Genomic DNA, 10,815 nt, shown 5'->3' on the forward strand with positions numbered 1-10,815 from the left:
CAACCAGGAGAGTCACCATGAACAACCTGCATCGCGAACTCGCCCCCATCTCCGATTCGGCGTGGGCGGCCATCGAAGAGGAGGCGACGCGGTCGTTCAAGCGCAACATCGCCGGACGGCGAATCGTCGACGTGAAGGGCCCCCTGGGACTCGAGGCGTCGTCGGTGACGCGCGGCCACCGCTCCAAGATCGATTCGCCCGCCGACGGCATCCTGGCGTTCCAGCGCCACGTGCAGCCGCTGGTGGAACTCAAGGCGCCGTTCACGGTGACCCGCGAGGCCATCGACGACGTCGACCGCGGTGCCGAGGATTCCGATTGGGATCCGGTGGTCGAGGCGGCCCGGCAGCTCGCCCTCGCCGAGGACCGCGCCATCTTCGAGGGGTACGACGCCGCCGGGATCAGCGGCATCCGGTCGGCCACCGCCACCCCGATCGCACTGCCCGAGGATGTGCGGGACTACCCGGAGGCGTTCAGCCAGGCACTCTCCACACTGAAGCTCGCGTCGATCGACGGCCCCTACTCGATCGCGGTGTCGGCCGACGTCTACAACCTGATCAACGAGACCTCCAATCACGGCTACCCGATCAGCCAGCACATCAAACGGCTAATCGACGGCGAAATCGTCTGGGCCCCGGCCATTTCCGGCGCCTTCGTGGTGTCCACCCGGGGCGGCGACTTCGAGCTGACGATCGGCCAGGACGTGTCCATCGGATACGACTCGCACGACGCCGACACCGTCAACCTGTACTTCCAGGAGTCGTTCACCTACCTCACCTACACCGGCGAGGCCGCCGTCGCACTCACGAACGCCTGAGTCACACTCGACGCATGTCCCCCACCTCAGCCGTGGCCATGCCGGTGGAGCCCGAGCGGGTTCTCGAACACATCCCGCCGGGCGCCAACCTCATCGCCCCGCTCTACGCGGCCGAACCGACCGCCCTGCTCGATGCGATCGAGGCGGGGAACGAGCAACTCACCGGGGTCCGGGTGCACCGGATGAGTGCGATCGAGGAACGCGCCTACATCCGCGGCGAGTTCGGCGATCGACTGCGCCACGTCGACTACTTTCTGGCGCCGGCCACCCGGCAGGCGTTCTGGAACGGCACCTGCGACCTGGTGGCCAGCCACTTCTCCGAAACCCCGACACTGATGCGCGCGCTCACCGGCCCCAAGCTGGTGATCACCAGCGCGAGCATGCCCGACGAGCACGGCTACTTCTCGTTGGGCACCAACGCCGAGTACTGCGCGGCGCTGATCGGTGAGATGCCGTTCTTCCTCGAGGCCAACGAGCAGATGCCGCACACCTACGGCGAGAACCACATCCACATCAGCCAGATCGTGGGGTGGACGGCGGTGGATCGCCCTCTCTTCGAGGCACATTCGGCCGGCGACGACCCGCGCGATCATGCCATCGCCGAGAACATCGTGGACCGGATCCCGGACGGCGCGTGCATGCAGTTCGGTATCGGCAACGTGCCCGAGAAGATCGCCGAGCTGTTGTCGGGCCACCGCGATCTGGGCATTCACACCGAGGTGCTGACCGACGGCGTGATGCGTCTGGTGCAGTCCGGCGCGGTCACCGGAGCCCGCAAGCGACACCACCGGGCCAAGCATGTGGCCACCTTCTGTCTCGGCACCCGGGAGCTCTACGACTGGATCGACCACAACCCCGGCATCGCGCTGCTGCCGGTGGATCAGACCAACGATCCGCGGCTCATCGGCGACGAACCCAATGTGGTCTCCATCAACGCGACCACCGAGGTGGATCTGATGGGGCAGGCGGCCAGCGAGACGATCGGCGGCCGCTACTGGTCGGGGTCGGGCGGTCAGGTGGACTTCGCCCGCGGCGCGCAGTACTCCGAGGGCGGACAGGGATTCCTCGTCACCCGGGCCACCACGTCGAAGGGTAAGAGCCGGATCTCGGCGCAGTTGAGTCCCGGCAGCGTGGTGACCACCCACAAGAACACCATCGACAACGTGGTCACCGAGTACGGGATCGCGGAGTTGCGCGGCCGGTCACTGCGGCAGCGCGCCGCGGCCCTGATCGCCATCGCCGCCCCCGAACACCGCGATCAGCTCACCAAGTCGGCGCGTGAACTCGGGTTGCTCTGAGCGGCCTCTGACGAGTGCTCTGACGAGTGCCCGGCAAACCATTCGCCGAGATGGTGGGCCTGTTGCTAGCGTCGTGAGGTGACCTGCCCATGCTGACGCGACTGATCCGGACATACCTGGCGCGGTACCCGGTCAACATCGTCGCGGTGATCGTGCTGCAACTCATCGCGACCGCAGCGATGCTGTTCCTGCCGACCCTCAACGCCGACATCATCGACAACGGTGTCTCACGCGGCGACACCGACTACATCCTGCGCATCGGCGGGGTGATGCTGGCCGTCGCGTTCGCGCAGATCATCTGCACGCTCATCGCCCAGTACTACGGTGCCCGCGCCGCCCTCGGCGCCGGTCGCGACATCCGCCACGACCTGCTGCACCGCGTCAACACGTTCTCCGCACGCGAGATCGGCACCTTCGGCGCACCGTCGCTGATCACCCGCACCACCAACGACGTCCAGCAGGTGCAACTGCTGATCGTGATGAGCACCGCCATCCTGGTGATGGCCCCGATCATGTGCATCGGCGGCATCGTGATGGGTGTCTATGTGGCGCCGGGCCTCTCGTGGGTGCTGCTCATCGCGGTGCCGATCCTGGGTGTCACGATGGCGCTGATCATCGCGCGGATGATCCCCGGGTTCCGCGCCATGCAGGAACGTCTGGACACCGTCAATCGCGTACTGCGGGAACAGATCACCGGTATCCGCGTGGTCCGCGCCTTCGTCCGGGAACGGTATGAGACGCAGCGCTTCGGCGTGGCCAATGACTCGCTCAGCGACGCCACCCTGCGGGTCGGCCGGATGATGGCGTTGATGTTCCCGGTGGTCATGGTGATCACCAATGTGACGATCGTGGCGATCATCTGGTTCGGCGGGCACGCCGTCGTCGACGGCGGCACCGAGATCGGCGCCCTGACCGCGATGATGAGCTACGCCATGCAGATCATGATGTCGGTGATGATGGCGTCGTTCCTGGCGATGATGGCGCCGCGCGCGGCCGTCTGCGCCGAACGCATCTGCGAGGTCCTCGACACCGAGACATCGGTCCGCCCACCCGCCGAGGCGACCGGTTTCGCGGCGGCGCCGTCGTCGGTGGAGTTCGTCGGCGCCGAGTTCCGCTACCCGGGTGCCGACGAGAACGTGTTGAGCGACATCGGTTTCGCCGTGTCCGCCGGCACCACCACCGCCATCGTCGGGTCCACCGGCTCGGGCAAGACCACCCTGATGGCACTCGTGCCCCGGCTCATCGACGTCACCGACGGCGCGGTCCGCGTCGGCGGCACCGACGTCCGCGACCTCGACCCCGACGAGTTGCGGTCGGTCATCGGTTTCGTGCCGCAGCGGCCGTACCTCTTCTCCGGGACGGTCGCCTCCAACGTGCGGCACGGCAAACCCGACGCGACCGAGGAGGAGATCTGGGCGGCGTTGCGGATCGCGCAGGCCGAGGAGTTCGTCGCGGCCATGCCCGACGGGCTCGACACCGCGATCGCGCAGGGCGGCACCACCGTATCCGGCGGGCAGCGGCAGCGGTTGGCGATCGCGCGGGCCCTCATCCGCCGGCCGGCGGTGTACCTGTTCGACGACTCGTTCTCCGCACTCGACCTCACCACCGACGCGAAACTGCGTGCGGCACTGCGTCCGGCCACCGCGGATGCTGCGGTGATCATTGTCGCCCAACGTATCTCGACGATCGTCGACGCCGATCAGATCGTTGTCCTGGATCGCGGTCACGTCGTCGGGCTCGGTCGTCACGACGAACTGCTGACCTCGTGTGAGACGTACGCGGAGATCGCGAACTCGCAGCTGTCGATCGGAGAACCGGCATGACCCGCCCCGGACCCGGCTCGGGACCCACGGCCGCTCCCGGCCCGGGACGCGGCCCGATGATGGCCGGACCCGTTCTGCAGAAGGCGCATTCGTTCGGCCCGTCGATGAAGCGTCTGGTGCGGCTGCTGATGGCCTACCCGTTGCGGATGGTGACGGTGCTGACCGCGATCGTCGGGTCGGTGATCCTGCTCGCCATCGCACCGCGCATCCTCGGTCACGCCACCAACCTGATCTTCGACGGTGTCATCGGCAAGGCACTCCCCGAGGGGATCACCAAGGCGCAGGCCATCGACGGGCTGCGCGAGCGGGGGCAGGACACCGTCGCCGACATGATCTCGTCGATGGATGTGACGCCCGGCGTCGGCGTCGATTTCACCGCCGTCGGGCAGACGCTGCTGATCGTCCTCGTCTGCTATGTCGCGTCGTCGTTCCTGTCCTGGGTCGCGGCGTATCTGCTGAACATCGTTGTGGTGGCCACGATCCGGCGGTTACGCGCCGACGTCGAGGACAAGGTGCACCGACTTCCGTTGCGTTACTACGACACCAGCCCGCGCGGCGATCTGCTCAGCCGTGTCACCAACGACCTGGACAATCTGTCGCAGAGTCTGCAGCAGACCATCTCGCAGTTCCTCAACTCGATTCTGACGGTGATCGCGCTGCTGGTGGTGATGATCTGGATCTCGCCGCTGATGGCGTCGATCGCGGTGATCACCGTGCCCCTCGCGGTGGCGGCCACCGCGATCATCGCGCGACAATCCAAGCCGCACTTCATCGCTCAGTGGTCGTCCACCGGGAAGCTGAACGCGCAGATCGAGGAGGCGTTCACCGGCGCCGAGTTGGTCAAGGTGTTCGGCCGCCAGGCCGAGGTGGAAGCGGTCTTCGACGAACGCAATGAGAAGCTCTACCAGTCGAGTTGGCGGGCGCAGTTCATCTCCGGCATGGTGATGCCGACGATCATGTTCCTCGGCAACCTCAACTACGTGGCGATCGCGGTGGTCGGTGGGCTGCGGGTGGCGTCGGGCAATCTGAGCCTCGGTGAGGTGCAGGCCTTCATCCAGTACTCACGGCAGTTCACCCAGCCGCTCACCCAGATCGGGTCGATGATCAATCTGATGCAGAGCGGCGTGGCCTCGGCCGAGCGGATCTTCGAGATCCTCGACGCCGACGAACAGACCCCGGATCCTCGCGATCCGGTGAGCCCGGCAGAGGACAAGGGCCGCATCGAGTTCGACGATGTCTCCTTCCGCTACGTCGACGACAAGCCGCTGATCGAGGATCTGTCGCTGGTGGCACGACCCGGGCACATGGTGGCGATCGTCGGGCCGACCGGTGCGGGCAAGACGACGCTGGTCAACCTGATCATGCGGTTCTACGACGTCGATTCCGGAACGATCCGCCTCGACGGCGTCGAGACCCGTGACATGACCCGCGACGACCTGCGCGAACGCACCGGCATGGTGCTGCAGGATTCGTGGCTGTTCGGCGGCACCATCTACGACAACATCGCCTACGGCGACCCGACCGCCTCCCGCGAGCAGGTCCTCGAGGCCGCGATGACCAGTCACGTCGACCACTTCGTCCGCATCCTGCCCGACGGCTACGACACCGTCCTCGACGACGAGGGTGGCGGCGTGAGTGCCGGTGAGCGACAACTCATCACGATCGCCCGGGCCTTCCTGGCGCGGCCGACCATCCTGATCCTCGACGAAGCCACCAGTTCGGTGGACACCCGCACCGAACTGCTCATCCAGCAGGCGATGGCGAACCTGCGGGCCGACCGGACGAGTTTCGTGATCGCGCACCGTCTGTCGACGATCCGCGACGCCGACACCATCATCGTGATGGAGGACGGGCACATCGTCGAACAGGGCAATCACGAGGAACTGCTGGCGGCACAGGGCGCGTATTGCCGGCTCTACCGCAGCCAGTTCGCGGGGGCGTTGGACACGGAGTAGCGGCCGGCTCCGGCACCTGCATGCTCAACTCCCATGTGCACACCATGCATTCCGTGCAGGTGGGAGTTGCGCGCGCATCTCACTTCTTCAGGATGCCGACGGTCTGCAGGTTGTGCGTCAACCGCGGGATCATGACGTTGCGGACGAGATCGGTCCACACCCAGCGTTCCACCATCGGCCCCAACCGGCGCACGGCATCCTCCCGGCGCTTTTCCCTGACGACCACGGCGGTCACGTCCTCACCCGGCTTGAGCAGCTTCTGGTACTTGACCTTCCCGTCGAACTCGCCGACGAGTTTGCCCTCCCAGTCGTAGTCGCAGCGGGCCACGAACTCACCGCGCTCGTCGAGGTAGACACGTTGGAGGATCGGAAGCGGCAGGTGTTCGACGATCATCTGCCCGCGGCCCCAGGATTCGCCCGGATTCTCCGACAGTCCGTTCGCATGCCCGAGCGCAAAGCGCGCGAGACCCACCCCGGTTCGTCGTCGCTCCAACGATTCGGCCATCGCCTCGGCGTCGGCACCCAACCGCAGGGCCGAGTCGAACACCGCCAACGCTCGCGCGAATTCGCCTACCCCACAGGCAAGATCGATGGCGGTCAGCTCCAGTGACGTCGTCGGGAATCCGTCGACGAGGACGACGTCGGACTCGTCGAGCACCCCGCTGTGCAGATGCCGGGAGGAATCGACCCGGCCGCCGGTGGCCGTTCCGGTGCGCTGATGCACGCGACCCAGATCTGGCATCAGCATGGACAGTCCGTGCAACACCGCCGCCGACGTATGACTCGCCACATGATCGGTGGTGCTGCACGTCATGGCCGCGATGGTGCGGACCCGGTGCAGCGCCTCGTGCTCGAGGACCGTCGAGGACGGGAGGAACGCGCCCGGCCAGATCCGCCGAAGGTGGCCCTGGTCCACCGCACGTGCGAGCTGATTGTCGGTGATTCCGTGCTCGCGTGCGGTCTTTCGATACACGATGCCGTGCGGGTCGGTCGGGAAAGTGATGCGGTAAGGCGCCGGTGAGAGTGTCATGCAGGATTGGACGCACGCCGCGGCGTTTCGGTGCCATCCGAATCCACATGCATGCTGAACTCCCAGAAACACACAATGCATTCCGTGCAGGTGGGAGTCCCGCGCGCAACTCCCACCTCACGACTCGCGGCCGCGCTCCAATTCCCCGGCGATGCCCCGCTCGAGTTGCTCGGCCGCCGGTTGCGGAACGCCGATGAGGCCGTCGAGTTCGGTGCGGGCCTTGCGGTAGGCGGCCTGACGTTCGGCCGGGGTGGCTGCGGCGTCGGCGGCCACGGCGATGAGTTTGCGGGCGCGGTCGAGGGTTTCGCGCTCGATGGGTGAGAAGTCGGACTGCTTACGACGACGAGCCTCGCGTTCGGCGGCGTCGAAGGACGCCGCGTACACCTGCACGGCGTCGCGGTAGTCGGCGAAGGTCTGCGGATCGAGGGTCTCCCCCGGCGCCGGACGCAGGTCGTCGGCGCGCACCTTGGCCTGATGGAACGCCAGGGTCAGCGGTTCCCGCATGTCGATGAGCATCGGGTATTCGATGAGGGTGGCCAGGTCGAGTTCGTACTGGAACCACTTCTCGTTGATCTCGTCGTGGCGGCGGGTCACCTTGATCACCTGGGCCTTGTCGGCCTGGGTGATCCGCATCTGTTCGGTCGTCGCGGTGGCCTTGATCCGGGCGAGTTCGATCTTGTCCTTGCGGCGCTTCTCGTTGTACCGCGCGATGTGACCGGCCCAGCCCCCGACGACGCCGCCGACCGGGAAGATCAGCCACCAGTAGTCCGTCGCGTAGTGGAGGAATTGGTCCACCCGACCAGGGTACCGACGCCGTCGATTCGGCGTTAGCGTGAGCACGTGGCCGATCCCGACGCCCCCACCCTGCTCGTCGCATCCATCGAGGAGTGGGGCACCTGGCTGTCGGCGAACCACTCCTCGTCGGCCGGTGTCTGGTTGGTGTTCTGGCGCAAGGACTCCGGCCGCGAACCACTCGATTACGACGAATCGGTCCGCGAGGCGTTGTGCTGGGGATGGATCGACGGCCACACCCGCACGATCGACGATCACCGCCGCGGCATGTGGTTCACCCGGCGCGGACGCAACTCCGCATGGGCCGCGTCGAACAAGAGGCGGGTGACCGAACTGCTCGACGCCGGCCGGATACGACCGCCGGGACAGGCCGTCATCGACGATGCCAAGGCGCGTGGCCTGTGGTCGTTGCTCGACGACGCGGAGGCCGGCATCGAGCATCCGGAACTCACCGCGGCACTCGACGCCGTGCCCGACGCCCGGGCCCACTGGGACGCCTTCCCGCCGAGCGCGCGCAAGTTCGCCCTGACCCAGATCGCGATGGCCCGCAAACCCGACACCAAGACCCGCCGGATCGCCGTCATCGTGGAGAAGGCGGCGCGCAATCAGCGCCCCTGACCCGCGCGTAGCCGACTACAGATCCGGTATCGGCAGGTCCAGGTTCGGCGTGATGATGCCGCCGTCGATCTCGAGGATCTTGCCGGTCACGTATGAGCCCGCCGGTGAGGCGAGGTACACCGCGGCCGCGGCGATGTCCTCCGGGTCGCCCAGTCGGTGCAGCGGCGTCGCGGACTCGACCGCGGTGCGCATCCCGTCGTCACCGGCGACGATCTCCAGCGCGGAGGTCAGGATCGCCCCGGGCGCAATGGCATTGACGCGGATGCGGGGATTGAGGTCCATCGCGGCCAGGCGCGTGTAGTGGGCAAGCGCCGCCTTGGCGGTGCCGTACGCCGCATATGCGCGACCGGGAACACGCCCGACCGCCGAGGTGACGTTGATGATCGATCCGGCGCTGTTCCCCGGGCCCTCGGCCGTGGCCAGCAGATGCGGTACCGCCGCGGTGGTCAGTGCGTGCGCCGTCGTCACGTTGAAGGTGAAGGCATCGGTCATGTGGCGCGCCTTGGTGTCGAGAAGCGGCCGCGGCATGGCACCGCCGACATTGTTGACGACGGTGTCGAGGCGGCCGAACTCGTCGACGGCGGTCTGCGCGAGGCCGGCCACCGTGTCGGGATCGGCGAGGTCGGCGACGACGACGTGCGCACGGCGACCGCGTGCGGCCACCTCGGCGGCCATCTTCTGTAGCTCGTCCTCGGTGCGTGCCGCGATCAGCACGTCGGCGCCGGCCTCGGCGAATCCGATGGCGATCGCGGCACCGAGGCCGCGGCCCGCGCCGGTGACGATGGCGACGGTGTCGGTGAGGAGGAAGCGGTCGAGGATCACGCTCCCGAGCCTGCCACACAAACTAGAACATGTTCTAGAAGTTCGCGGGTTCTGTTCCGCCCGGGCACCGGCAGGCTACGCCGAGCGCCCGGCCACCCATGCCATGTCCGGGTAGCGATCACCGGCCGGGCGTAGCGCGGCGAGCCGGGTCAGGTGCTCGTCGGACAATGCCACCGCGCTCGCCCCGATGTTCTCGTCGAGGTAGGTGCGCCGCTTGGTTCCCGGGATCGGCACCACGTCGTCACCCTGTGCCAGCAGCCACGCCAGTGCGACCTGCCCGGCGGTGGCGCCGACCTCGGCGGCCACCGCACGAATCTCGGCGACCAGAGCCAGATTGTGCTCGAGATTGTCGGCCTGCCACCGCGGCAGGGTGGATCGGAAATCGCCGTCGCCCGGCGCTGCCGCGGCCGCCGATCCGGTCAGCATGCCGCGTCCGAGTGGGCTGTAGGGCACGATGGCGGCGCCGGCCTCCCGGGCGGCGGGGACGTCGGATTCCTCGACGTCGCGGCTGAACAGCGACCACTCCGAGTGCAGCGCAGCTATCGGATGAACCGCCGCGGCACGACGGATCGTCTCGGCGTCGGCCTCGCTGAGCCCGATCTCGCGGATCTTGCCCGCGGTCACGAGCTCGGCCATCGCCCCGATGGTTTCTTCGATGGGCCGGGCGGGATCGATGCGATGCACGTAGTAGAGGTCGATGACGTCGACCCCGAGACGGCCGAGCGACGCGTCGACGGCGCGGCGGACGTAGTCGGGCGATCCGTCGACGTCGCCGGTGGGATAGCCGGTGTCCTCGTCGACCAGGATGCCGAACTTGGTGGCGAGGACGACCTCGTCGCGACGCTCGGCGAGCACCTGCGACAGCAGGCGTTCATTGTCGCCGCGGCCATACATGTCGGCGGTGTCGAGCAGGTTGACACCCGCGTCGAGGGCGTGGCGCAGGGTCGCGATCGATTCGTCCCGATCGGCCGGGCCGTAGGCGAAACTCATTCCCATACAACCCAATCCGATGGGCGAGACCTCGAGTGAGCCGATGCGGCGAGTGGTGGTACGTGGCGTGGTCATGGTTGGGTCCGTCCTCCGTAGGTGGCGATCTTGTATTCGGTGGCCGCCAGCGACAGCGTGAGTTCGGCGATCTGGCGGCGGATGGTGTCACGATGTTCGAGCAGCATCTCGAGGCGTTCGTCGACGGTGCTCTCGCCCTGGTCGACGAGGGCGACGTAGTGTTGCAGGTCCCGGATAGCCATGCCGGACAACCGCATTCGCGTCAGGAAGATCAACCGGCGAATGGCCGCATCGTCGTAGAGCCGGTTGCCCACACCGTCACGCCCGACGGCCACCAGGCCGATGCGTTCGTAGTAGCGCAACGTATGGGGCGAGACGTCGAGCAGATCGGCGGCCTCGGCGACGGTCAGCGGTTCGGTGATCTCGCCGGCGTCGACGAGTTCGTGGATCACCTCGACCGACATCGGTCCGTCGAGCTCCCGCAGGGCCGCGAGCGCCTTGCGCATCAGGTGGTCGGTACTCATGAGGATCACGCTAGTACTACAGCCGTAGATCGCGGGTTGTGAGGTTGCGCGGCGTGTTTGCGCTGGTGGGAGCGGCTGCCGGGGCATGATTTGTGGTTTGTGAAGACAACAAAAACACCCGCGGCAGCCGCGG

The 10,815-nt window shown here is 67.2% G+C and carries 10 protein-coding genes; 5 read left to right on the plus strand and 5 right to left on the minus strand.

From position 1 onward, the window contains the following. Nucleotides 1–17: 17 nt before the first annotated feature. The 4 genes from ABLE92_RS20005 (at nt 18) to ABLE92_RS20020 (ending at nt 5,891) form a co-directional block, all read left to right on the plus strand. Nucleotides 18–815 (plus strand): family 1 encapsulin nanocompartment shell protein, encoded by a 798-nt coding sequence (locus tag ABLE92_RS20005; RefSeq protein WP_348806537.1) that lies wholly within the window; start codon nt 18–20, stop codon nt 813–815. A gap of 14 nt (nt 816–829) precedes the next feature. Further along, nucleotides 830–2,113 (plus strand): acetyl-CoA hydrolase/transferase family protein, encoded by a 1,284-nt coding sequence (locus ABLE92_RS20010; protein WP_348806538.1) that lies wholly within the window; start codon nt 830–832, stop codon nt 2,111–2,113. Between the two features lie 89 nt (nt 2,114–2,202). Continuing rightward, on the plus strand, nt 2,203–3,936 hold the full coding sequence (locus ABLE92_RS20015; RefSeq protein ID WP_348806539.1) for an ABC transporter ATP-binding protein: 1,734 nt from the start codon (nt 2,203–2,205) through the stop codon (nt 3,934–3,936). Beyond that, on the plus strand, nt 3,933–5,891 hold the full coding sequence (locus tag ABLE92_RS20020; RefSeq protein WP_496560827.1) for an ABC transporter ATP-binding protein: 1,959 nt from the start codon (nt 3,933–3,935) through the stop codon (nt 5,889–5,891). Before ABLE92_RS20015 ends, ABLE92_RS20020 begins: the two co-directional genes overlap by 4 nt. Nucleotides 5,892–5,970: 79 nt before the next feature. Here ABLE92_RS20020 and ABLE92_RS20025 read toward each other — a convergent pair whose 3' ends face one another. Together ABLE92_RS20025 and ABLE92_RS20030 are read right to left on the minus strand one after the other, a co-directional pair. After that, nucleotides 5,971–6,921 (minus strand): type IV toxin-antitoxin system AbiEi family antitoxin domain-containing protein, encoded by a 951-nt coding sequence (locus tag ABLE92_RS20025; RefSeq protein WP_348806540.1) that lies wholly within the window; start codon nt 6,919–6,921, stop codon nt 5,971–5,973. 117 nt (nt 6,922–7,038) lie between these two features. Further along, nucleotides 7,039–7,716 (minus strand): hypothetical protein, encoded by a 678-nt coding sequence (locus tag ABLE92_RS20030; RefSeq protein WP_348806541.1) that lies wholly within the window; start codon nt 7,714–7,716, stop codon nt 7,039–7,041. A 45-nt stretch (nt 7,717–7,761) separates the two neighbouring features. On the opposite strand from ABLE92_RS20030, the gene ABLE92_RS20035 reads away from it, so the two are divergent. After that, nucleotides 7,762–8,331 carry a YdeI/OmpD-associated family protein gene (locus ABLE92_RS20035; RefSeq protein ID WP_348806542.1) on the plus strand — a complete coding sequence of 190 codons (570 nt, stop codon included), beginning with the start codon at nt 7,762–7,764 and terminating at the stop codon, nt 8,329–8,331. Between the two features lie 15 nt (nt 8,332–8,346). On the opposite strand, the gene ABLE92_RS20040 is transcribed toward ABLE92_RS20035, so the two are convergent. The 3 genes from ABLE92_RS20040 to ABLE92_RS20050 form a co-directional block, all read right to left on the minus strand. Further along, a complete protein-coding gene (locus tag ABLE92_RS20040; RefSeq protein ID WP_348806543.1) occupies nt 8,347–9,153 on the minus strand; it encodes an SDR family oxidoreductase in 807 nt (268 codons plus the stop codon). A 75-nt stretch (nt 9,154–9,228) separates the two neighbouring features. After that, nucleotides 9,229–10,218 (minus strand): aldo/keto reductase, encoded by a 990-nt coding sequence (locus ABLE92_RS20045; protein WP_348806544.1) that lies wholly within the window; start codon nt 10,216–10,218, stop codon nt 9,229–9,231. Next, nucleotides 10,215–10,682, minus strand: coding sequence for a MerR family transcriptional regulator (locus ABLE92_RS20050; protein WP_348806545.1), 468 nt, complete (start codon nt 10,680–10,682; stop codon nt 10,215–10,217). Before ABLE92_RS20050 ends, ABLE92_RS20045 begins: the two co-directional genes overlap by 4 nt. Nucleotides 10,683–10,815: the final 133 nt, after the last annotated feature.

The sequence above is a fragment of the Gordonia oleivorans genome, assembly GCF_040044975.1.
Taxonomy (GTDB): domain Bacteria; phylum Actinomycetota; class Actinomycetes; order Mycobacteriales; family Mycobacteriaceae; genus Gordonia; species Gordonia oleivorans.

Excerpts from the sequence above, each read along its gene's own strand:
- ABLE92_RS20005 (WP_348806537.1), top strand. The coding sequence starts at position 18 with ATGAACAACCTGCATCGCGAACTCGCCCCCATCTCCGATTCGGCGTGG.
- ABLE92_RS20010 (WP_348806538.1), top strand. The coding sequence starts at position 830 with ATGTCCCCCACCTCAGCCGTGGCCATGCCGGTGGAGCCCGAGCGGGTT.
- ABLE92_RS20015 (WP_348806539.1), top strand. The coding sequence starts at position 2,203 with ATGCTGACGCGACTGATCCGGACATACCTGGCGCGGTACCCGGTCAAC.
- ABLE92_RS20020 (WP_496560827.1), top strand. The coding sequence starts at position 3,933 with ATGACCCGCCCCGGACCCGGCTCGGGACCCACGGCCGCTCCCGGCCCG.
- ABLE92_RS20025 (WP_348806540.1), bottom strand. The coding sequence starts at position 6,921 with ATGACACTCTCACCGGCGCCTTACCGCATCACTTTCCCGACCGACCCG.
- ABLE92_RS20045 (WP_348806544.1), bottom strand. The coding sequence starts at position 10,218 with ATGACCACGCCACGTACCACCACTCGCCGCATCGGCTCACTCGAGGTC.
- ABLE92_RS20050 (WP_348806545.1), bottom strand. The coding sequence starts at position 10,682 with ATGAGTACCGACCACCTGATGCGCAAGGCGCTCGCGGCCCTGCGGGAG.